At 69.5% G+C, this 21808-nt stretch carries 23 protein-coding genes; 13 read left to right on the top strand and 10 right to left on the bottom strand.

Going from position 1 to position 21808, the window contains the following annotated elements:
• Positions 1-122: 122 nt before the first annotated feature.
• The gene (recO, locus tag AB0L97_RS10465; RefSeq protein ID WP_355072474.1) at positions 123-896 is read left to right on the top strand and encodes a DNA repair protein RecO; all 774 of its coding nucleotides are present in this window, start codon (positions 123-125) and stop codon (positions 894-896) included.
• A 285-nt stretch (positions 897-1181) separates the two neighbouring features.
• Here recO and AB0L97_RS10470 read toward each other — a convergent pair whose 3' ends face one another.
• Positions 1182-1562 carry a DUF1870 family protein gene (locus AB0L97_RS10470; RefSeq protein ID WP_355072476.1) on the bottom strand — a complete coding sequence of 127 codons (381 nt, stop codon included), beginning with the start codon at positions 1560-1562 and terminating at the stop codon, positions 1182-1184.
• 131 nt (positions 1563-1693) lie between these two features.
• Between AB0L97_RS10470 and AB0L97_RS10475 the strand changes: the two genes are divergently transcribed.
• The 6 genes from AB0L97_RS10475 (at position 1694) to AB0L97_RS10500 (ending at position 6755) form a co-directional block, all read left to right on the top strand.
• Positions 1694-2503, top strand: coding sequence for an isoprenyl transferase (locus AB0L97_RS10475; RefSeq protein ID WP_356964902.1), 810 nt, complete (start codon positions 1694-1696; stop codon positions 2501-2503).
• Between the two features lie 14 nt (positions 2504-2517).
• Entirely contained in the window at positions 2518-2928 is a 411-nt protein-coding gene (locus AB0L97_RS10480; RefSeq protein WP_355072967.1) for a hypothetical protein, read from the top strand.
• 76 nt (positions 2929-3004) lie between these two features.
• Positions 3005-3946, top strand: coding sequence for an ABC transporter ATP-binding protein (locus tag AB0L97_RS10485; protein WP_355072480.1), 942 nt, complete (start codon positions 3005-3007; stop codon positions 3944-3946).
• A gap of 1 nt (position 3947) precedes the next feature.
• Complete coding sequence (locus AB0L97_RS10490) at positions 3948-4721, top strand: ABC transporter permease (RefSeq protein WP_355072482.1); 774 nt, start codon at positions 3948-3950, stop codon at positions 4719-4721.
• Between the two features lie 231 nt (positions 4722-4952).
• Positions 4953-6137, top strand: a complete 1185-nt coding sequence (locus AB0L97_RS10495; protein WP_355072484.1) for a sensor histidine kinase — start codon at positions 4953-4955, stop codon at positions 6135-6137.
• Between the two features lie 12 nt (positions 6138-6149).
• Positions 6150-6755, top strand: coding sequence for a response regulator transcription factor (locus AB0L97_RS10500; RefSeq protein WP_355072486.1), 606 nt, complete (start codon positions 6150-6152; stop codon positions 6753-6755).
• Positions 6756-6763: 8 nt separating this feature from the next.
• Here AB0L97_RS10500 and AB0L97_RS10505 read toward each other — a convergent pair whose 3' ends face one another.
• Entirely contained in the window at positions 6764-7381 is a 618-nt protein-coding gene (locus tag AB0L97_RS10505; RefSeq protein ID WP_364427397.1) for a TetR/AcrR family transcriptional regulator, read from the bottom strand.
• Positions 7382-7483: 102 nt separating this feature from the next.
• On the opposite strand from AB0L97_RS10505, the gene AB0L97_RS10510 reads away from it, so the two are divergent.
• Positions 7484-8455: a hypothetical protein gene (locus tag AB0L97_RS10510; protein WP_364427400.1), complete on the top strand. Its 972-nt coding sequence runs from the start codon at positions 7484-7486 to the stop codon at positions 8453-8455.
• A 113-nt stretch (positions 8456-8568) separates the two neighbouring features.
• On the opposite strand, the gene AB0L97_RS10515 is transcribed toward AB0L97_RS10510, so the two are convergent.
• The 3 genes from AB0L97_RS10515 to AB0L97_RS10525 form a co-directional block, all read right to left on the bottom strand.
• On the bottom strand, positions 8569-9534 hold the full coding sequence (locus AB0L97_RS10515; protein WP_364427403.1) for a hypothetical protein: 966 nt from the start codon (positions 9532-9534) through the stop codon (positions 8569-8571).
• A gap of 127 nt (positions 9535-9661) precedes the next feature.
• Positions 9662-10096: a Fur family transcriptional regulator gene (locus AB0L97_RS10520; protein ID WP_355072492.1), complete on the bottom strand. Its 435-nt coding sequence runs from the start codon at positions 10094-10096 to the stop codon at positions 9662-9664.
• Between the two features lie 3 nt (positions 10097-10099).
• A complete protein-coding gene (locus AB0L97_RS10525) occupies positions 10100-10450 on the bottom strand; it encodes a metalloregulator ArsR/SmtB family transcription factor (protein WP_039796803.1) in 351 nt (116 codons plus the stop codon).
• 194 nt (positions 10451-10644) lie between these two features.
• On the opposite strand from AB0L97_RS10525, the gene AB0L97_RS10530 reads away from it, so the two are divergent.
• Entirely contained in the window at positions 10645-12036 is a 1392-nt protein-coding gene (locus AB0L97_RS10530; protein ID WP_355072494.1) for a glycine--tRNA ligase, read from the top strand.
• Between the two features lie 48 nt (positions 12037-12084).
• On the opposite strand, the gene AB0L97_RS10535 is transcribed toward AB0L97_RS10530, so the two are convergent.
• The 3 genes from AB0L97_RS10535 to AB0L97_RS10545 form a co-directional block, all read right to left on the bottom strand.
• Positions 12085-12471 (bottom strand): DUF1707 domain-containing protein, encoded by a 387-nt coding sequence (locus AB0L97_RS10535; RefSeq protein WP_355072496.1) that lies wholly within the window; start codon positions 12469-12471, stop codon positions 12085-12087.
• Between the two features lie 43 nt (positions 12472-12514).
• On the bottom strand, positions 12515-13240 hold the full coding sequence (locus AB0L97_RS10540) for a DUF899 domain-containing protein (RefSeq protein WP_364427409.1): 726 nt from the start codon (positions 13238-13240) through the stop codon (positions 12515-12517).
• A 92-nt stretch (positions 13241-13332) separates the two neighbouring features.
• Positions 13333-13947, bottom strand: a complete 615-nt coding sequence (locus tag AB0L97_RS10545) for a transcriptional regulator (protein WP_364427412.1) — start codon at positions 13945-13947, stop codon at positions 13333-13335.
• 66 nt (positions 13948-14013) lie between these two features.
• Between AB0L97_RS10545 and AB0L97_RS10550 the strand changes: the two genes are divergently transcribed.
• Complete coding sequence (locus AB0L97_RS10550; protein WP_364427415.1) at positions 14014-15276, top strand: acyltransferase; 1263 nt, start codon at positions 14014-14016, stop codon at positions 15274-15276.
• 79 nt (positions 15277-15355) lie between these two features.
• Here the strand turns inward: AB0L97_RS10550 and AB0L97_RS10555 are convergent, their stop codons facing one another.
• Positions 15356-17329, bottom strand: coding sequence for a TPM domain-containing protein (locus AB0L97_RS10555; RefSeq protein ID WP_364427418.1), 1974 nt, complete (start codon positions 17327-17329; stop codon positions 15356-15358).
• 30 nt (positions 17330-17359) lie between these two features.
• On the opposite strand from AB0L97_RS10555, the gene AB0L97_RS10560 reads away from it, so the two are divergent.
• The 3 genes from AB0L97_RS10560 to AB0L97_RS10570 all read left to right on the top strand — a co-directional run bounded on the left by AB0L97_RS10560 (position 17360) and on the right by AB0L97_RS10570 (position 20054).
• On the top strand, positions 17360-18037 hold the full coding sequence (locus AB0L97_RS10560) for an MBL fold metallo-hydrolase (RefSeq protein WP_364427421.1): 678 nt from the start codon (positions 17360-17362) through the stop codon (positions 18035-18037).
• 70 nt (positions 18038-18107) lie between these two features.
• Positions 18108-18788, top strand: a complete 681-nt coding sequence (locus AB0L97_RS10565; RefSeq protein WP_355072969.1) for a YdcF family protein — start codon at positions 18108-18110, stop codon at positions 18786-18788.
• A 6-nt stretch (positions 18789-18794) separates the two neighbouring features.
• A complete protein-coding gene (locus AB0L97_RS10570; RefSeq protein WP_364427424.1) occupies positions 18795-20054 on the top strand; it encodes a deoxyguanosinetriphosphate triphosphohydrolase in 1260 nt (419 codons plus the stop codon).
• Between the two features lie 74 nt (positions 20055-20128).
• Here the strand turns inward: AB0L97_RS10570 and AB0L97_RS10575 are convergent, their stop codons facing one another.
• Positions 20129-20701, bottom strand: a complete 573-nt coding sequence (locus tag AB0L97_RS10575) for a hypothetical protein (RefSeq protein WP_355072509.1) — start codon at positions 20699-20701, stop codon at positions 20129-20131.
• Positions 20702-21808 lie beyond the last annotated feature (1107 nt).

Consider the following 21808-nt stretch of genomic DNA (forward strand, 5'->3'; position numbering starts at 1 on the left):
GTGCGCGGCCGCCGCGTACGCGACGAAGGAGCAAGCGGCGGTCGCGCACACGCGAGCCATAAGAGGGCCGCGAACACGCCGCGCGAAGGCGCGGCCAAACAACACAGCATTAGACTCCACTGGTGCGGCTGTATCGGGACGAGGCGGTAGTGGTTCGCCAGCACAAGCTGGGCGAGGCGGATCGCATCGTCACGCTGCTCACCCGACAGCACGGACTGGTTCGCGCGGTCGCCAAGGGGGTGCGGCGGACCAAATCGAGGTTCGGGGCCCGGTTGGAGCCGTTCTCCTATATCGACGTGCAACTGCACCCCGGACGCACGCTGGACACCGTTACCCAGGTGCACACGATGGAGGCGTTCGCCGCCGACATCATCGATGACTACGGGCGCTACACCACCGCGTGCGCCATCCTGGAGACCGCTGAACGCTTGGCGGGCGAGGAGCGTGCGCCCGCGCCCCGGCTGCACGCGCTCACCGCGAGCGCCCTGCGTGCCATCGCGGCCAAACAGCGCCCGCACGAACTGATCCTGGACGCATTCTTGTTGCGCGCCATGGGTTTCGCGGGCTGGGCGCCCGCATTGGACGAATGCGCCAAGTGCGCGACACCGGGCCCGCATCGGGCCTTCCATGTCGCGGCCGGAGGCGCGGTGTGCGTGCATTGCCGTCCACCGGGTGCGGCGACGCCTGCCCCCGGGGTGCTCGATCTGCTGGTGGCGTTGCTGCGCGGGGAGTGGGAGCAGGTCGAGGCGACGCCTGAGGCGGTGCGCAGGCAGGCCAGCGGGCTGGTCGCGGCGCACTTGCAGTGGCACCTGGAACGTCAGCTGCGCACCCTGCCGTTGATCGAGCGATCCAAGGACACAGCCGCGCGAACCCCGCATGTAGCCGCGCGAGGTTGAGTGGAGGCTAGGCAGTCGCGGGGGAGGCGCTGCCGGGCGGGGCTCGTCCTCGGGCCGAGCTGAAACGAGGCAGCCGCAGGGGAGGGCGCTGTCGGGCGGGGCCCGTCTTCAGCCCGCGCCGGGCCGAGCGAAGGCGAGGTAGCCGCAGGGGAGGGTGCTGTCGGGCGGAGTCCGTTGTTCAGCCCGCGCCGGGCCGAGCGAAGGCGAGGCAGCCGCAGGGGAGGGTGCTGTCGGGCGGGGCCCGTCTTCAGCCCGCGCCGGGCCGAGCGAAGGCGAGGCAGCCGCCTACTCCACGAATTGGAGCTCTACCTGCGGCAACTCGTTCATGACGCGGGCGCACACGGCACGATGCCAGGTTGCCGGGTAGCGGGTGTCCGGCTCGTGCTTGGAGTAGTCGTCGTTGGTCCGGTAGGTGTGCAGGCGAGGAGAGATCTCCCCGGCGTCGATGGCATCGACCATGGCCTCGACCACCTGTTCGGTCTCGTCCGCGATGGCGGCGAGCTCGCGGGCCACGATGTCGGGGATCTGGAAGGCCCCCTTCTCCCACCGCTCGACGGTGCGTTCCGCGACCGCGAAGAACCGCGCGCACCACGGGACCGGGAGGCCGAGCAACTCACGAGTGGCGCGGAAACCTGCCGCGGTTCCGGTCCCTGGTAAATCGGTCACGTTCGAGAAACCCCTCCCCAGTATCACGATATGGAAAAGAATAAGTCACCGGTGCCGGTCGGAACCGTGGAATTCGTGAGGAAGCAACGGGGCAGTGGGGGCGGCGCGGGCGATCAGGCAGGATAGAGGCCGTGATCCTCCGCCGAGACTCCGCCACCGCGACCGACCCCGAGCCCGCGGGCGCCGTGCGTCCGCCCGCGCCGCATCCGTCGGGAGCTCGGCCGCCGCAGCTGCCGCCGGAACTGGTGCCCAACCATGTCGCGCTCGTCATGGACGGCAACGGGCGCTGGGCCCAGGAGCGCGGATTGCCGCGCACCGCCGGGCACGAGCGTGGCGAGGCGGTGCTGATGGACACCGTGGAGGGCTGCATCGAGATCGGCGTCAAATGGTTGTCGGCGTACGCGTTCTCCACCGAGAACTGGCGGCGTAGCCCCGAGGAGGTGCGCTTCCTCATGGGCTTCAACCGTGACGTGATCCGCAGGCGCCGCGACGAGATGAATGAGATGGGCGTCCGGGTGCGCTGGGCGGGGCGGCGACCGCGCCTGTGGCGCAGCGTGATCAAGGAACTGGAGGTCGCCCAGGAACTCACCAAGGACAACACGGTGATGACGTTGACCATGTGCGTCAACTACGGCGGCCGCGCCGAGATCGCCGACGCGGCAAGGGAGATCGCGCGCCGGGTGGCGGCGGGCGAGATCGACCCGGAGAAGGTCACCGAGGCGACGGTGGCGAAATACCTGGACGAACCCGACATGCCGGACGTGGACCTGTTCTTGCGCCCTTCGGGCGAGTTCCGCAGCTCGAATTTCCTCATCTGGCAGTCCGCCTACGCCGAATTCGTCTACCAGGACACGCTTTTCCCCGATTTCGATCGCCGCAACCTGTGGGAGGCATGCCTCCAGTACGCCGCGCGGGACCGCCGTTTCGGCGGCACGAAGTGAGCGGGGGCGCGGACATGGACGCGGCGGTGACCCCGGACCGGGAACTGCAGGCACGGGCCGGGGCCTGCCTGTCGAGTTACGGCATCGACGTGCGCGTCGATGCCGAAGGGTCGCTCGGCTTCGAGTACGAGGGCGCCTTGTCGTCGCTGCGCGCGGTGAATCTGGCGCCGGGCTTGGACGTGCTGAGCCTCACCTGCGTGCTGGCCTGGGATCGTCAGCTGAAACCGCAGCTGCACAAGCGGGTCGCCGAACGCAACAACGCGCTGCAGTTCGGTTCACTCACCGTGATCGGCCACGGCAAGCTCGCGGACGTCATCTTGCGCTACACCTTCCCCGCCGCGGGGCTGGACGACAAGGCGCTCACCACCATGCTGCTGCTCGTGCTGTCCAACGCGAGCCGGGCCAGGCAGGGTCTGCTGCCCTGAGGGCATGACATCTGTCATGTCGAAGTCGTGACAGCCGTGCGAGGTTCCGGGGCGGGTTTCCCGCGACCGTAGAGGCATGACTTCAGCAACGACCACCGCGGTCCAGAGTCCGACGCGGCCCGCGCCCGCCGTCGCGCTGCGCGACCTGCGCAAGAGTTTCCGCACCCCGGCCGGCGTGGTGCACGCTGTCGACGGGCTCGACCTGGTGATCGAGCCGGGGGAGATCGTCGCCTTCCTCGGTCCGAACGGCGCGGGCAAATCCACCACTATCGACCTGCTGCTCGGCCTGGCGCGTCCGGATTCGGGCACCGTCGCGGTCTTCGGAACGGCGCCGGAGCGAGCCGTCTCCGCAGGCCGCGTCGCCGCGGTGCTGCAATCCGGTGGCCTGCTGCCTGACCTCACCGTCGCGGAGACGGTGCGGCTGGTGGCCACGCTGCACGCGAGTCCGCGCCCCGTCGAGGAGGTGCTCGCCCGCGCGGGCATCGCGGGGATCGCCGATCGCATGGTGGGCAAGTGCTCCGGCGGCCAGCGCCAGCGACTCAGGTTCGCGCTGGCGCTGTTGCCGGACCCGGAGCTGATCGTGCTCGACGAACCCACCACCGGTATGGACGTCGAAGGGCGCCGGGAGTTCTGGAACGCGATGCGGGAGGATTCGCGGCGCGGCCGCACCGTCCTCTTCGCCACGCACTATCTGGACGAGGCCGACGCCTACGCCGACCGCATCGTGCTGGTGCGCGCGGGTCGGGTCATCGCCGACGGCAGCGCGGCCGAGATCAAGAACCTGGCCGCGGGCCGTACCGTCGCCGCGACCCTGCCCGGCGCGGACCCCGCCCGGCTGCTCGTGATCCCCGGCGTCGATGACGTCGAGTTGCGTGGTGACCGAATCCTGGTGCGTGCCAAGGACTCCGACGCCGTCGCTCGATTCCTGCTGAACCACACCGCCGCGGTCGATCTGGAGATCACCGCGCACAACCTGGAAACCGCCTTCCTCGCGCTGACCACGGCAGGAGATCACTGACATGACCACACTCGTCTCCCGGCCCGTCGCCACCACGCTAGGCGGCTTCAACCTCGGCTTCCTGCGCCTGGAACTGCGCCGCATGCTGCGCAACCGGCGGACCCTGATCTTCACGCTGATCATGCCGCCGTTGTTTTTCGTCATCTTCGGACTGCAATCCGATTACCGGACCCAGTCCTACGGCTCGGGCAACGTGACCGGCTACGTCATGGTGTCGATCGCGGTGTACGGCGCGATGCTGGCCACCACCAGCGGCGGCGCGATGGTCGCCGTCGAGCGTGCGCAGGGATGGAGCCGCCAGCTGCGGCTCACACCGCTGCGGCCGGTGGCGTACATCGCGGTCAAGGTCGTGGTCGCGATGGCGCTCGGGCTCGTCTCGGTGGCCGCGGTGTTCGCGGTCGGCGCGACGCTCGGCGCCCACCTCGCGCCCGCGGCGTGGGTGGAGTGCTTTCTGCTCGCCTGGGTCGGCTCGCTCGTGTTCGCGGCCTTCGGCCTGTTCGTGGGCTATCTGCTGCCGTCGGAGAACGTGATGCAACTGCTCGGTCCGGTGCTGGCGGCGCTGTCGTTCGCGGGCGGACTGTTCATGCCGCTGCACGGCTGGTTCGCGACCGTGTCGAAGGTGATGCCGACCAACGGCGTAGCCACGCTGGCCCGGCTGCCGTTCGGCGACACCGGCGGCGGGTCGGTCCTCGGGGCGGTGGTCGACGTCGCGGTCTGGTCGGCGGTCTTCGTGTTCGGTGGAGCCGCGTTGTTCCGGCGTGACACCGCGCGCTGAACGCCGGCCGCGCAACCGGTCGGCTACCTGGACGGCCGGTTCCGCCGTGCGCGGCCGGTGCGGTGGGACAGCGTTCCGTGGCGTCGGCGGACAGCGCGTGCGGTCTGGATGTGCTCACGTATGCGCGATCCCGGGGGAACCGGTGCCGGTAGCGTCGCCTCCCATGATCGACCACGACCGGCGAGCCGTGTACCGCCGCCTCCGTCCCGCCCGGCCGCAGCGAGGTGGCGCATGGACGTGAAGACGGCGGGCGGCGCGCGGCCGAGAAGGTCCGCCGGTCTGGTGGACGGCATGCTCGACTGGCAGTCGTTCGGTCCCGATGGACGGCGCAGGGGCTGGTTCGGCGCTGTCATGTCGCTGGTCTGGCTGGCCTATCTGATCGGACCGATCAGGCGGCGCTGGGCCGAGGGCGAGCCCGCGCAGGCGGTGGCGGCCATCGCGTGCGTGCTCGCGTTCGCGGCGCTGATCATCGTCGCGTTCGTCGCGTTCCGCAGGTACGCCAAGGACGGCGCGCCCGACGACTTACCGGTCGACCGCAGGGCGTGGCTGCTGCTGGCCGCGATGGCGGCGTTGTCCGTGACGATGGGGGCGCTGCTCGGCGGGGACGGTCTGCCCACGGCGCTCTATGTCGCGGTGGTCGCCGTGTTCGTGCTTCCGCTGCGCACTTCCGCCGTCGTCGTGGTCGTCATCATGACGATCATGCTGGTGGCCCCGTTCGCGGTGCCGTCGTGGCATCTGGGCGGGACGCCGTTCTACCTCGCGTTCATTCCCGTGGTCGTGTGGGTGGCCAGACAGCTCGGGTTCCGCGGCGACCGGCTCGCCGAGCTGGCTCGCAGGCAGCGCGCGGAACTGGAGATCATCGAGGAACGCAATCGCGTCGCCCGTGACGTGCACGACATCCTCGGCCATTCGCTCACCGTCATCACCGTGAAAACCGAACTCGCCCAACGACTGCTCGACGTCGACGCGAACCGTGCGCGGACCGAACTGGCCGATATCGAACGGCTCGCGCGCGAAGCGCTGGCCGGGGTGCGCGAGACCGTCGGAGGCCTGCGGGAGGTGTCGTTGCGCGGCGAGCTGGCCAACGCGCGGACCGCCCTGGCCGCCGCGAGCATCGACGCGGAACTGCCGGAACCGGCGAGCCTGCCGGACGCACCGTCGGGCGAACTGCTGGGTTGGGTGCTGCGCGAAGCGGTCACCAACGTGATCCGGCACAGCGCCGCTCGCCGCTGCGCCGTGACCGTCACCGCGACGTCCATCGAGGTGGTCGACGACGGTCGCGGCCTCCCCGCCGACAGCGCGTCCGGCTCGGGGCTGGCCGGGCTGCGGGAGCGCGTGCGCGCCGCGGGTGGAACACTGACGCTGTCGACGCCGGAGGGCGGGGGCGTGCGCATTCGCGCCACGATCCCGGAATAGGAAGCGGGTGCCATGATCCGGCTGTTGCTGGCGGACGACCAGGCTTTGGTGCGCGGCGCGTTGGCCGCGCTGCTCGGGCTGGAGCACGACCTGGAGGTGGTCGGCGAGGTCGGGCGTGGCGACGAGGTGCTCGACGCGGTCGAGCGGACCGGTCCCGACGTGGTGCTGCTGGACGTCGAGATGCCCGGGATGGACGGCATCACGGTGGCCGAGAAACTGCACGCCGCCCACCCGGACGTGCGGATTCTGATGGTCACCACCTTCGGCAGGCCCGGTTATCTGCGCCGCGCGATCGACGCGGGCGCGAGCGGTTTCGTCGTCAAGGACACTCCGGCCAGGGAATTGGCCGATGCCGTGCGGCGCGTACAGATGGGGTTGCGGGTGATCGACCCGGGCCTGGCCGCGGAAACGTTGACGGCGGGCACCTCCCCGCTGACCGCGCGAGAACGCGAGGTGCTCGTCGCGGCGGCCGACGGTGCGCCCGCGAGCGCCATCGCGAAGCGGTTGCACCTGTCGGAAGGCACGGTGCGCAACCACCTTTCGTCGGCGATCGGCAAGACCGGCACGAGCACGCGCGCGGAAGCGGTGCGCGCGGCCGAACGTCTCGGCTGGCTGTGACGGGCGGGTCAGCCGACTGCCGGACGCGCGGGCTCGCCGTAGGGGAGCAGGGTGCGCACACCGAGCGCCAGCGTTTGCGGGTCGAGATCGCCGAGGATGAGGTGCTGGAGGATGAATCCCGGCAGCAGTCCGATGATCGCCTTGGCCACGGCGTCGACATCGGCGTCTGCGGGTAGCCAGCCTTTGTCGCGCATCCGTTCGGCGTAGGTCACCCACAGCGCGCGCATCGCGAGCATCGTCTCGCGGACCATCACCGCCGCCCCGGGATGCACCAGGGCCAGGGCCCAGGCTTGCGGCGCCAGTCGCACCGGCCCGTCGGGCCCGCTGCGCCGCACCACCTCCTCGGCGATCATGGTGATCAGTTCGGCGGGCGTGGGCAGTGGATCGCGGCGGATCGCCTCGTCCATGGCGATGCGCAAGGCCACCGTCGCCTCCGTGGCGAGCGCGGTGATCAGTTCGTCCTTGCTCTTGAAGTAGCGGTAGACCGCACCGGCCGAGAGCCCCGATTCCGTGAACACGTCCTGCATGGAGGTCTCGTAGAACCCCTTGCGGGCGAAGCAGCGCCGCGCGGCGTCCATGATCTGCTGCCTGCGGCGCTCCAGGTGTTCTTCGCTGACTCGGGGCATGAGCCCAAAATAAAACGAATATCCGTTCTTGACAACCGGACGACCCCGTGCGACGGTAGGCGAAACTAAAAGAACGAGCATTCGATTTTTAGGGAGAAGGCCATGAACACCATGCAGCGGGCGTTCGCTCTCGGCCTCGGCGCCACCCTGCTCCAAGCGCTGATGCTGATCGCGTTCGCCTGGCCCGCCGCGCACATCGCGCCCCGTGACCTGCCGCTGGCCGTCACCGGTCCGCAGGCGGCGATGGTCACCGGCAAGCTCGCCGAGCACAGTCCGGGCGCCTTCGAGATCAGCGCGCCCGCGGACGAGGCCGCCGCCCGCGCCGCCATTCGGAACCGGGAGGTCTACGGAGCGATCGTCACCGGCGACGGACCGCCGCGCATGCTGGTCGCCTCCGGCGCGAGTCCCGCTGTCGCACAGCAACTCACCCAGATCGGGCAGCAGCTCTCCGGCGCGCCCGCCGTTGCTGTCGAGGACGTGGTGGCGGCCGACTCCGACGATCCACGGGGCGCGGCCTTCGGCGCGATGGTGTTGCCGCTGGTGATGTCCGGCATCGCGGCGGGTGTGCTCCTGGCACTGCTGGTCCCGTCGATCGGCGGCAAAGTGCTCGGACTGGCCACCTTCGGCGTCGCGGGCGGACTGCTCGGCATGGCGATCATCCAGGGCTGGCTGTCGGTGGTGCCCGGGCCGTATCCGGTGCTCGCGGCGGTCGGCGGGCTGGTGTCGTCCGCGGTCGCGGGCGCGGTGGTCGGGCTCGCCGCCGTACTCGGGCGAGCGGGCATCGGCATCGCCGCGCTCACCATGCTGCTGGTCGGCAACCCGTTCTCCGCGGCCACGTCGGCGCCGGAGCTGTTGCCGCAGCCGTGGGGCGCCGTCGGCCAGTGGCTGCCGCCCGGCGCCGCCGCGTCGCTGCTGCGCTCGGTCGCGTTCTTCGACGGCACCGGCGCGAGCGGACCGCTACTGGTACTGCTGATCTGGAGCGCGGTCGCGCTCGCGCTGCTCGGTGGGGCGGCGGTGCGCGGTCGTTCGGCCGAGGCGCAGGCCGCGGACCGAGACGCGATCCCGGTCGGCTGAATCCGTCACCGCGGCGGGTCGCCCTCGCGGGAGGGCGGCCCGCCGTCAGCGCGGTGACGATCGGCCGCAGCTGTTCTCGTCCTCGTGTGGCGCCACGAGTCCGGGTGGTCGGCTCAGCCCACCGTGAACGACAGGGTGGGTGCGGTGGCGGCGCCCTCTTGCTTCTGGGCGTTGTACGTCACCGTGTAAGGGCCGGTGCCAGGGGAGGGCACCACGAAGACCACGTAGTTCTTCGGGTTGTCGATGGTCTCGTTCGCGTTGAGCAACTCGTTGATCGGGCCGCGGATGTCGGCGGCCACGGTCTGGCCGTCAGGGGTCCGGACGGTGAAGTAGTCGTAGTAGATGTTCGTGCCGCCCGCGGCGATGCCGGGGCCGCCGACGAGCTTGATGCGCAGTGCGAGATCGGATTTGCCGTTCTCGTCCTTGGTGTAGCTCGGGCTGATCCGCCCGCCGGTGACCTGAATGGTCGTCTGGTCCTGCACGAGGGTGCCGGTGACGGCCAGCGCCTTCGGTTGGACGCTGTCCACCTTGCCCGCCGCGGCGAGCGGAATCTTGGTCTGGTTGTCGGCGGCCGACCCGTACACGACGGTCATCGTGTCGATGAGGTGCTCGGCGTCCTTGGCCGACTTGAAGGACGTGGTCGCGGTGCCGGTGGCGGAGCCGTTGCCGGGCACCGTCGGGCTGTCGAAGATCGCGCCGCCGTCCACCTCTTTGCCGACCAGCAGCGACGGCGTGATGCTCAGCGTGTGGTTGTCGAGAGTGGTGTTCTTGTAGGTGATGTCGACGCGCACCTTCGCTCCGCCGTATTCGTCCGGCACCACGGTCGCCTTGTCCACGGTGATGTCGAATCCGTCGTACCAGCCGGTCTTGCCGACTGTGCGGACGGTCGACTGCCCGTTCGCCGCGCCCGGCTCCGCGGCCACTCCGGTGGCGGTGGTCGACGGGACCGCCACCGGGGTGCCGTCCTCGTCCTGGCACGCCGAAAGCAATAGCGCCGAGGCCACGACGAGCGCGGCCCCGGCGACGGTCACGGCCCGGCGGCGCACCGGGCGTACGGATGAGTCGGTGATCGTTGACACGCTGCCTCCCCAGCAGATGGCGGATCCTTCGTATCGAGCCCGGATCGGCCCGGGTTTCCGAGGATCTCGCCGGTGAATCTCCGCTGGTCGCAGCCGCGTTAACCCGACACGCCGGGAATCGGTGCGATCACCGGTCGCGTCGGCGCGCCGTCCCGCATGCCGTGCAGGTGCCGAACACCTCGAGGGTGTGGCTGATCTCGGTGAAGCCGTGCTCGCCCGCGATCGCCTCGGCCCACGCCTCCACCGTCGGGCCCTCCACCTCCACGGTGCGACCGCAATGCCTGCAGACCAGGTGGTGATGATGGCCGGTGGAGCACTGGCGATAGACCGACTCGCCGGAGTCGGTGCGCAGCACATCGACCATGCCCGCGTCGGCCAGCGACTGCAGCGTCCGGTAGACCGTGGTCAGCCCGATGCCCTCGCCGCGTCTGCGCAGCTCGTCGTGTAGGTCCTGGGCGGAGCGGAACTCGTCGATGTCACCGAGCAGCGCGGCGATGGCGCTGCGCTGCCTGGTGCTGCGGATGCCGACCGGTTTCTGCGGAACGGCCGTGTTGTCTGGCACGAATCACCCTTCCTCGGCGTGCGCGACGGCGTCGACGACGATGTGCGCCAGATGGTCGTCGACGAGTTCGTAGAGCACCTCGCGACCCGAACGCTCACCGTGCACGACACCGGCGGCCTTGAGGATACGCAGATGCTGACTGACCAGTGGTTGCGTGACACCGAGCGCGTCGACCAGTTCGTGCACACACCGCGGTGATTCGCGCAACTGCAGCACGATAGCAATCCGAACCGGCGCGGCCAGCGCCCGCAACAGCTCACCCGCGTCCTCCAGCACGGTTCGCGGGGGTACCGGCGCCGGTCCCGGCGACCGATACGGGTTGTGCGGCGGTGCCGCGGCGGTCTCGGCGGTCATGTCACCAACTCCTTAATGGAAAGCATTACCAGTTTGCGTATGCACAGGTGCGCATGTCAAACGGGCGCGCCGAACCGTGCGGTTGAAACCGCCGCGGACGCTGCCGATAGGCTGGGCGCAATCGCGGCTATGACACAAAACTATTGTGTTCATGCAAGGCAAATTCCGACTCGCAGTGGATGGAGAATTCTCGCGTGGCACCCAAGTCGAAGGTGGACACCGTTGCCAACCTCGCCAAGCGCCGGGGTCTGGTGTACCCGTGCGGTGAGATCTACGGAGGCACCAAGTCGGCGTGGGATTACGGGCCGCTGGGCGTCGAGCTCAAGGAGAACATCAAGAAGCAGTGGTGGCGCGCCATGGTCACCGCCCGCGAGGACGTCGTCGGTCTCGACTCCTCGGTGATCCTGCCCCGTCAGGTCTGGGTCGCCTCCGGTCACGTGGGCGTGTTCAACGACCCGCTGGTCGAGTGCCTCAACTGCCACCACCGCTTCCGGCAGGACCACCTGCAGGAGGCGTACGCGCTGAAGAACAAGATCGACGACCCCGACACGGTCTCGATGGAGCTCATCGCCTGCCCGAACTGCGGCACCGTCGGCCGCTGGACCGAGCCGCGCGACTTCAACATGATGCTCAAGACCTACCTCGGCCCGATCGAGTCCGAGGAGGGCCTGCACTACCTGCGCCCGGAGACCGCGCAGGGCATCTTCGTGAACTTCGCCAACGTGATGACGACCGCGCGCAAGAAGCCGCCGTTCGGCATCGCGCAGATCGGCAAGAGCTTCCGCAACGAGATCACCCCTGGCAATTTCATCTTCCGCACCCGCGAGTTCGAGCAGATGGAGATGGAGTACTTCGTCAAGCCGGGCGAGGACGAGGAGTGGTACAAGTACTGGATCGAGACGCGGTTCTCCTGGTACACCGACCTCGGCATCGACGCGGAGAACCTGCGGCTGTTCGTGCACCCGAAGGACAAGCTCTCGCACTACTCGGCGGGCACCACCGACATCGAGTACCGCTTCGGCTTCCAGGGCAACGAGTGGGGTGAGCTGGAGGGCATCGCCAACCGCACCGACTTCGACCTGAAGACGCACTCCGAGCACTCCGGCACCGAGCTGAGCTTCTTCGACCAGACCACCAACGAGCGCTACATCCCGTACGTCATCGAGCCGGCGGCGGGCCTCACCCGCTCGCTGATGGCCTTCCTGGTCGACGCCTACGCCGAGGACGAGGCGCCCAACGCCAAGGGCGGCGTGGACACCCGCACGGTGCTGCGCCTGGACCGCCGCCTCGCGCCGGTGAAGGCGGCGGTGCTGCCGCTGTCGCGCAACGCCGATCTCACGCCGAAGGCGAAAGACCTGGCCGCGCAGCTGCGCAAGCACTGGAACGTCGAGTTCGACGACGCGGGCGCCATCGGCCGCCGCTACCGCCGCCAGGACGAGATCGGCACGCCGTTCTGCATCACGGTCGACTTCGAGACGCTCGACGACCAGGCGGTGACCATCCGCGAACGCGACACGATGACCCAGGAGCGCATCGCGCTGGACAAGGTCGAGGGCTACCTGGCCCAGCACCTGATCGGCGCCTGAGCTACGACGCCGCGCCCCGTGGCCGATGGGCCACGGGGCGCTGTCGTTTCAGCTGTTCTTGCGGGTGACGATGCCGATCGTGGTCGGGATGAGCAGCGCGAGACCCCACGGCACCGCGACCCAGAACGGCCAGAAGTAGCCCGCGCCGGTGGCCAGGTAGATCGCCACGCACAGCGCGTTCACGAACACCCACGGCGTCCACATGATCGTGATCCACTGCGGGATGCCTTTGGCGCGCACGGGCCGTGCTTCCCGTTGTGCGGGAAGGTCGGACAGCAGCGGCGTCAGCTCGCCGTAGGTCTTGGCGGCGTATACCTGTTGCAGCCGATCATCGAATTCGGCGAGCGACAGCCTGCCCTCGTTCATAGCGAGGCGCAGCCGGTCGATGATCTTCTCGCGATCGGCGTCGGACGCCCGCATGTGCTCCTGACTCACCGTGTCAGCCTAGGTCCACTCGGCCGGTGGGGCGGAGTGGTCGTCAGTGGCAATGGGATTCCACCTTGCCGTAACTGTCGTGGTGCAGCGCTTCGCCGACGTGCTTCTGCCTGCCCAACGGCGTGAGATCGAGGTACTGGTGGGTGCCGATGAGGATGTCGCCGCCGCGGCCGTAGGACGAGTAGGTGTGGAACACCGCGCCGTCGTCGTCACGCCAGAACACGCTGGTGCCGGGCTGTTCGCCCGCTCCGTGATAGCTGTGGCCGCGTGCCTCCAACTCCGCCTTCGTACGGTAGTTGTATTCCACCGGCGCGCGGGATTCGTCCTGGGTGACATGGAAGTCGTAGTTGAAGTCGCTGTCGAACGACGAATACATCGGGAAGGTCCAGCCCATGCGCTCGCGGTACCGGTCGAGCGTCTCCCACGGACCGCGTGACACGGCCGCGAAGGTGGTGTCCTGCGCGTTCAGGTGGGCCAGGTGGCCGACGTTGTCGAGCAGCATCGCGCAGCTCGGACAGCCCGCGTCCAGATCCCAGCGCCACATCATGTGGTAGACGATGAGCTGGCGGCGCCCGTCGAACAGTTCGGGCAGGGTCGTGCGGCCCGTGGGACCTTCGAAGACGTATTCCTTGTCGATCGCGACCATCGGCAGGGCACGGCGTTTCGCCGCCAGCTCGTCCAAGCGATGGGTGATCGCCTTCTCCTCGGCCAGCAAGCTGATACGCGCGGCCAGCCATTCCTCGCGTGATGCCACAGTGGGGCGGTTCATAAGGGTCTCCTCGATGCCGGGACAGTGCTCTGTACAGGTAGACGGAGCCGCCCGGCAGGAGTCATCGGCGGACCGAGGAATTCGTCCGGGGATCAGGGTCGGAGCGGAACGTCCCAGAACGCCAGCTCGTGCCGGAGCCCTTCGCGGAACAGGTCTTCCGCCCGACCCGGATCGGCCCCGGACTCGTCGATCATCTGCGCGCAGCGGCGGGTGAGGGCGGCGAATCCGGGATCGGCGTAGGTGTCCACCCAGCGGCGGTAGCGCGGTTCGGCGGGCGGGTGCTGGGCGAGCCGGGCGCCGAGCGTGGAGTATCCCCACATGCACGGGTAGAGCGCGGCGAGACCCTCGCCGTAGGACGCGGCGGAGTCCAGCAGAAACGCCGTGTACGCGGTGCACGGAGCGCCTTTGACCGCGCCGTCGAGGTCCGCGCCGAACTCGGCGGCCAGCGAGCGGTGCAGCGACAGCTCCTCGTGGTAGGTGGCGTGCGCGAGGTCGACCAGGTCACCGAGATGGGCGGCCGGAGCCTGCCACGCGAGGCGGGCGAACACGCGGACGTAGTCGAGCAGGAACAGGTAGTCCTGCTCCAGCCAGGACCGGAAGACCGGTTCGGGCAGGGTGCCCTCGGCGATACCGAGCACGGTGGGATGGGCGAGTTGTTCCTCCACCGTGGGAAGGCCGATTTGCTCCAGATGCGCCGCGAGACTCATACCGGCAGTCTTCCGCATCCGCCCGGTCGGTTTGCGCCCGTGCCGGTAGTGCCGCACCCTTGCCGTGTGTTGTGGGATGAGGAAGCTCCGATTCGCGTGCTGGCGCCGTCGGAGCAGCGGTTCGTTCGGCATGGCACCTACACGGGCCGGTCGGTGTCGGTACGGGGAGCGCTCGATGTGACGGCGCTGCGGGAGGCATTCGCGACCTTGCGGCGCGCGTATCCGGTGATCGGCTGCAGAATCGTGGAAGACGCTGCGGGACTGGGATATCTGTTCGGCGCTGACGAGAGGGCATGGATCCCGGTTTCCGTGCGTGCGGGCGACCTGGCGGCGATCGGAGTTCCCGCGATGGATCCGGCGGTCCAGCTGGCCTATCTGGACGTCGTGGGCTCGGGCGCGAACGAGTGGCGTGTCACGCTGTTCGCTCACCACAGCGTCGCCGACGCGGGCTACTGTGTGGAACTGCTGTCCCGACTATGGGATTTCTATACCGGCGTTCTCGAAGGTCGGCCGATAAACGTTGCGCCACAAGCGCTCCCGCAGTCTTTGGAGTGGTATGCGGCGGAACGGGGCATCACCGCGGCCGCGAAGTCCGGATTCGAGGAGGTGACCAAGCCGCTTGCGCTGGAGGCGAGGAACGTGCCGTCCGATAACGCGAAACCCGCGCCGAGTACGCTCGCCCGTCCTGTACGCGTGCGGCTCAACCGGGCGGCTACCGCGCAGATCGCCGATCTCGCACGCAAGACCGGTGTGACGGTGAACGGTTTGCTCACCGCCGCACTGCTGCGCGCGTACGCTCGTGAGACAGACGGCGGCACAACAGCTCTGGGCTGCCTGTATCCGGTCGACCTGCGCAACAGGCTGGAGCCGCCGGTCGCCGCCTCGGCGGGTACCAACATGGCCGGGCTGGCTTCCTTCGCGGGCGAGGTGGATCCGGCCGCCAGCCCGGTCGAACTGGCACAGCGCATTTCGAGTCGGCTGACGCGCGACCTGTCCGAAGGCATCGTGCAGCAGTCCGTGCTGCACTTCCCGGATTACTACGGTGCCACCAGGATTCATTCGCTGGCCGGACATATCGCGGTGACCAATACCGGCGTCGTCCCGGTGTTCCGCACACCGGCCACGCTCGAGCTCACCGACTACGAGATCGTCTACGTCTCGGCGCATCCCCGCCCGTCCGCGGGCGCGTCGGCCGCGGTCACCTATCTGGTCTACACGTTCGCGCAGGAGCTGATCGTGGGCGTGCTCGGTGGTGGCGCGCATGCCGACGGCCTGCCCGAGGCGGTGCGGGCGGAGTTGACCGCCCTGTCCGCGGCCGGCGCTCGCTGACCGGTGCGAGGACCGGTTCCCTGCTGAGCCATCGACCGGTCCCGGTCTACGGCCGCACCCGGTGGCAGGATCGAGCCGTTCAGAATCTGCCGCCACGGCCGATGCGCCGGGAACCGGAGGAACCACCGTACGAGCCGGGGCTCCAGCCGCCCCCGGAGTGCCGAGCGCCGCTCGCCGCCCCGCGCAGCAGTCCTTCGAGCAGGATGCCGCCGAGCACCGCCCCGGTCTGGGCGCTGCCGGAGGGCGCCCGGTCCGCCTCCCATGCCCGCACGCTGGCCTGCGCCGCTTGGAGCGCGCGCCCGGCCAGATCCGCCGCCGCCTGCGCGCGCCGCAGTGCGTCGGCGGGATCGTTCGCGCTCGATTGCTGCGCCTCGTCGAGGTTGCGCTGTGCTTCCGACAGGCGGGTGCGCGCTTCGGCGTCGATGCCGCCGCGCCGGGTGCTGATGTAATCGGCGGCGGCACCGATCCGGGCGCGAGCGTCCGTGAGCGCTCGATCGAGCCTGCGCCGCAGGTCTTCGGCGGCGAGTTTGCGGTCGGTGGCCCCCGCGACGGCGCGGTCCAGATCCGCGTCGGCGGTGACCGCGTCGTGGAAGGCGCTCAGCGGATCGATGTCGCCCGTGGCCGTCGCCTGCTCAAGAGCGGACTGCGCCGCGGTGCGGGCGTCGGCCAGTTCCGGCCCGCCGTAGTCGGCGAGCTCGGCGGCGGAGGCGAGGTCGCGGCGCAACTCGTCCAGCACACCCGGCAGGCCGTCGCGGGCCTGCTGGATGGCGCTCGACGCGTTGTCGACCGCGTCGAGCAGGGAACGCGCCTGACCGATCGCGGCCTCGGCGGAACGAATGGCGGCGACCGCGCCGCCTTGCTCGCCGACCGGCTCGGTGAGCGCGGCACGTCCCCCGTCGACGTTCTGCTCCGCGAACGTCAGGCGCTCGCGTGCCATCCGCACGTTGTCCTCGATCGGCGCGAGCACACTGGCCGGATGGGTGGCGGCGAGCCGGCTCAGCTCGGTTTCCGAGCCGGGAATCCGGGCGGTCACGTCGACGACATCTCTGGTGAGGGCGTCCAGCCGAGCCGAGGCGTTGAGCAGCAGATCGCGCATCGCGTCGAATTCCGCCACCTCCGCGTCGAGTTCCCGGTCGGCGCGCCCCACTGTGCCGATCAGCTCGACCAGCAGCGAGCGCTGTTCGTCGGCTGTCTCCGGGATCGCGTCGTCCAGGCGCTGCCGGATCGCGAACGCCGCGGCGGCAGCGGTTTTCGCGTTGTCGAGGGCGGTGCGGAAAGGCGTGGTGGCGGTGGCGCCGAACTCGCCGATGGCGAGCTCGAGTTCCTCGCCGCTGGTGCGAATCGCGTTATCGATCTCCACCAGCGTCTCCCGAGAGCGGGTCTGCAGCGCTTCCAACGGCAGTTCGGACAGCGCCGTCGCGTTCTCCGGATCCAATTGCCGTGCCGCCGCCACTTCGGCCTCGAACCGTTCACGACGCCGTCTGCGCGCGTACCAGACGAGGCCGCCCGCCACCAGAATCACCAGCAGGCCGATGACGAGCAGGGCGCCGACGTTCACCCCGCCGCCGCGCATGGCCGCGTCCAGTCCGGCGGCGGTCGCGACCCCCGCGTCGGCCCAGCGCCCGTCGCGCAGGGCCGGCTCGACGTGGCCGATCAGGATGTCGTCGAGTTCGGAATCGCTGATCTCGCCGGGCACTTCGCCCTCCAGCCAATACGCGCGATCCTCGGTGGCGACCGCGAGCAGCAGGTCCCGTTGGCCGAACCCGGATATCGAGGCGGTGCGCCTGGCCCAGTCCCGCGGCTGCATCCCGTCGAAGCCGCGCACGTATGCCACCCACAGCCGCAGCTGCTCGTCGGCGTAGAGCTGGTCCACCGCACCGCGCACCCGATCGCGCTGACCTTGGTCGAGCACACCGGCCGGATCCTCCACATAGGTGTTCATCCGTAGCGGCAGTTCCGCCGCGATCGTCGGAGCGCCCAGCAAGGCGATCGCGGCCAGTAGGACGCTGATCGCGAGCAAGCGGACGAAGCGGATCCGCGACGGCAGTGACATGGCACGAATCTAGCTCGCTAGCATCATTTCGTGATCACCATCGATCGCCCGTACAGCGGCCACGTGTCACCGGATTCGAATCCGCAGCAGCGCGACGTCCCTGGCGCCCGCATCGTCAAGATGTCCGTCGGCGGCATGGACAACAACTGTTACCTGGTGCAGTGCACCGGCACCGGCGCGGCCCTGCTCATCGACGCCGCCAACGAGGCGCCCCGCATCGCGGCCCTCGTCGAGCAGGAGGCGCCCGGGCAGGTCCAGCTGATCGTCACCACCCATCAGCACCGCGACCACTGGCTGGCGCTGCGGGAGACCACCGCGGCCACCGGCGCTCCCACCGCGGCGCACCCGCTCGACGCCGACCCGCTGCCGGTCCGCCCCGATCGGCTGCTCGCCGAGGGCGACACCGTCACCATCGGCGATCTGGTCTTCGAGGTCATCCACCTGCGCGGCCACACGCCGGGGTCGATCACCCTCGCACTCACCGACGGGGCGGGACGCACTCACCTGTTCACCGGGGACTCGCTGTTTCCCGGCGGCGTCGGGCGCACCACCTCCCCGGAGGACTTCGGCTCGCTGTTCACCGATGTCTCGGCCAAGCTCTTCGACCGCTACCCCGACGACACCGTCGTCTACCCCGGCCACGGCGACGACACCACCCTCGGCGCCGAGCGTCCCAGCCTTCCGGCTTGGCGAGACCGCGGCTGGTAACCGCCCCTGACGGTAACCGGTCCGGGGCCTGCGCGGCTTTTGGCAGACTTGGGGAGTGGATTTGCCAACGATGCGCACCCGAGCCGTCCCGGCGCCCGAACCTGCCCGCCCACAGGGCTTCGGCGCCGGGTTGCTGCGCTGGACCCGGCGGCTCGTCGTCGGCTCAGTCGTGATGGGCGCGGTGCTGGTCGGCGGGACCGCCTTCCGCGTGTGGCAGGTCGCGCGCATCGACGACTACACGAAGGCCGACGCGATCGTCGTGCTCGGCGCGGCGCAGTACTCCGGAACGCCGTCCTCGGTGTTCGAGGCGCGACTCGATCAGGCGTACAAGCTGTTCCGGGCGGGTGTCGCTCCGCGCGTCATCACCGTGGGCGGCAAGCAGGAGGGCGATCTGTTCACCGAAGCCGCCTCGGGCAAGAACTATTTGCAGGCGCGCGGCGTGCCCGCCGACAAGATCCTCGCCGTGGAAACCGGATCGGACACCCTGCGCAGCATCGAAGCGGTGGTCACGGCGATGCGGGCGCGGGACATGTCGTCGGCGGTGCTGGTCAGCGATCCCTGGCATTCGCTGCGCACCCGCACCATGGCCCGCGACGAGGGGCTGGCGGCGTGGACCGCCCCCACCAGAACCGGTCCCGCCGTCTACACGCGGGAATCCCAGGCACACGGTATCGCCAGAGAGACCGGCGCCCTGCTGTGGTACCAGCTCACCCACTTCTCGGCGGATTTCACCTACACGGCGGGACAGTGAGGCTCGATGAGCGCCCGGTACACCGATCACGACACCGAACGCCTCGTCGTCGAGGGCGCCAAGACCGCGGGGCTCGGACCGCCGCGCAGTGAGTTCGAGACCGGCCACCGGACCGAATTCGCCCGCGACCGGGCCCGCGTGCTGCACTCCGCGGCGCTGCGCAGACTGGCCGACAAAACGCAGGTCATGGGACCGCGAGAGGCGGACACCCCGCGCACTCGGCTTACCCATTCGCTGGAGGTCGCCCAGATCGGCCGCAGCATCGCCGACGGACTCGGCTGTGATCCGGACCTGGTGGACCTGGCCGGTCTGGCCCATGACATCGGCCATCCGCCCTACGGCCACAACGGCGAGAAAGCCCTCGACACTTTCGCCGACGCCTTCGGCGGGTTCGAAGGCAACGCGCAGAACCTGCGCATCCTCACTCGCCTCGAACCGAAGGTGCTCGAGGCCGACGGCGCCAGCGCGGGCCTCAACCTCACTCGCGCCGCCCTCGACGCCGCCCTCAAATACCCCTGGGGGCGAACCGGTCCCGGCACCAAATTCGGCGCCTACGAGGTCGACACCGAGCGCCTGGAGTGGATCCGCAAGGGTGCGCCGGATCGGCGCCGCAGCCTCGAATGCCAGATCATGGACTGGTCCGACGACGTCGCCTACTCGGTGCACGACGTCGAGGACGGTGTCCTCGCGGGCCGGATCGATCTGCGCGCGCTGGCCGACCCCGCCGAACAGGACGCGCTGGCCGCGCTCGGCCAGTTCCAGCACTCGCTGGCCGCCGACGAGCTGATCGCCGCCGCGCAACGGCTCTCGGAACTGCCCGTGGTCGCGGCCGCGTCCGGATACGACGGCACGTTCACCGCTTCGGTCGCGCTGAAGCGCCTCACCAGCGAGCTCGTCGGCCGCTTCGCCACCGCCGCGATCATGGCGACCCAAGAGGTGTCCGGTCCGCAACCGCTGTCCCGGTACAACGCGGATCTGGAAGTGCCGCGCATCGTCGCCGCCGAGGTGGCGCTGCTGAAGACCGTCGCGCTGCGCTATGTGATGTCCGACCCGGCACACCGGCTGCGGCAGGCCGCCCAACGCGAACGCATCCTCGCCGTGGCCGAACGCTTGCTGGGCACCGCTCCCGGCAGACTCGATCCGCTGCTGCTGCCGTTCTGGAACGCCGCCACCGATGACACCGCCCGCGTGCGCGTCGTGGTGGACCAGATCGCTTCCTACACCGAAAGCCGCCTGGAGCGAGTCGCGAGCGAGTTGAAGATTTAGGCGCCTTCGCTCCGGCCGTGCGCGGGGTCAAGGGCGATTGTCCAGGTGCGCCTTTTGGACCCGTATCGGTGGCGTCACGCCGACAGATCGTCGGAGGACTCGGCTCGGGCCATTTTCACCAGCGCGCCGTGCAATTCCTTGGCCGAGGCGCTCGCTCGTTCGCCCCGCAGAATCACCTCGGTGAAGCCGTCGATCAAGGCCCGGCCCGGATCCAGCAGGCCGAGACCACCGCCGCCGCCGCGCAGCGACTCGTTGATCAGAGTTCGCAAAGCTTCTTGCCGAGCCCGGAACCCACCGGCGACGTCCAGAGCCCCCGCGAATTCGCGCACCACCGCCGTGTACACCGGCCGCTCGGCAGGCCCGCGGCGACGAAAGATCCGGCGTGTTTCCACCGGAGCCGACCGCGGCGGATACAAGGCGGCGCGGTCCAAGAGCATCCAGATCGCGGCATCGGCCGACTGTTCCGCGGTCGGCTCGCGCTCCGGTCTCGGGCGCGATTCCGCGTCGTCGGTGAGCTCGACGCCCCGCAGCGGCATCGGGTATTTCGTGAGCAGCTCATCGATAGTGGACGCGATCTCACGGACCACCTGGACACCGACATTCGCGGTATCGAACCCGACGACTTCCAATCCATGCCGCGCCGACATCTCCCGCGCGATTCGGAGTGCTTCGGCCGGATCGTGGGTATCGGCCTGCTCGGCGACTGCGGGACGGTGTGCGGTGGCGCTGCGTTCGATGGGTGCGCGACCGGATTTCCGGGCGGATGCGGGGTCGGGTCGTCGGACGGGTACGCCTGCGCCGGCGGTCTGCGGCGATGAGGCCGAATCGCTCCGGCGAACCGAGATGTGGTTCTCCGGGCTGGCGGTGCGGGCGACGGCCTGGCGAGGGCGCGCGACGTCTGATCGTGGCGATCGTGTCGAGTTATGAGCAGTGTCGACAAGATCGGACCCGTCAACGGTGTCCGTCTGCCGAGTATGTCCGGGTCGGTGCGCGGCACCGCTGTCCTCGATCGGCGGGGGCTGGTCAGGTGCGTCGGTCTGCCGGTCGAGCGGGGCAGCCTCGGCGCGGTCGGGCGGAGGGACGAGCGCGGAATCGCCCCGGCTCGTGGGGTATGCGGTGTGACCGGTGTTGCGACTGGGTTCGAAGTTGTCTGTGCTGCCCGGCTGCTGGGTGGAGCTGCCTGCCTTGTGGGTCCGTGGGTGAGATCCGGTGTGGTGGACCGAGATGGGGTCGGTCGTAGCAGCGCTCGGCGGAGGGGATTGCGGGCCGCCGGGCGAGGCGTCGAGCCAGGAAAAGCGCAGGGCATCGATCCACGGAAGGCCGGGCGAGCCAGGAGAGTTATCGGTTTGCCGCCGCGATATGGGTTCGTCGGAGCCTGCCCGCTGCTCGGCCGCGGAATCGGCCGTGGCGTCGATCGGGGGTAGTGCGGTAGCTGCCGGGGCGGGTGCCGCCTGGTCGGTGCAGTCTGTCGATCGGTGAGGTACCGATTCGTCGGCGCCGATCGTGGGTTGGGGGAGGTTCGCGTTGCGGATCAACCGGCCGGGCGTTGAACTTGCCTGCTGCTCGGCTGCAAGGTGGTCCGTAGCGTCGTTCTGAGGATTCGGTTCGGGGTGGAGCGTGGTAGCTGCCTGCGGGGCCGGTGCCACCTGGTCGGCGGTGTCCGTCGGTGGGTGGGGCTCCGGGGCGTGGGTGCTGATTGCCGGTTGTCGGCCGGAAAGGCGCGCGCTGTCGATCGGCTGGTCGGGCGTTGAGGT

Origin of the sequence: Nocardia sp. NPDC051911 (assembly GCF_040681035.1) — a bacterium.
Lineage (GTDB): Bacteria > Actinomycetota > Actinomycetes > Mycobacteriales > Mycobacteriaceae > Nocardia > Nocardia sichangensis.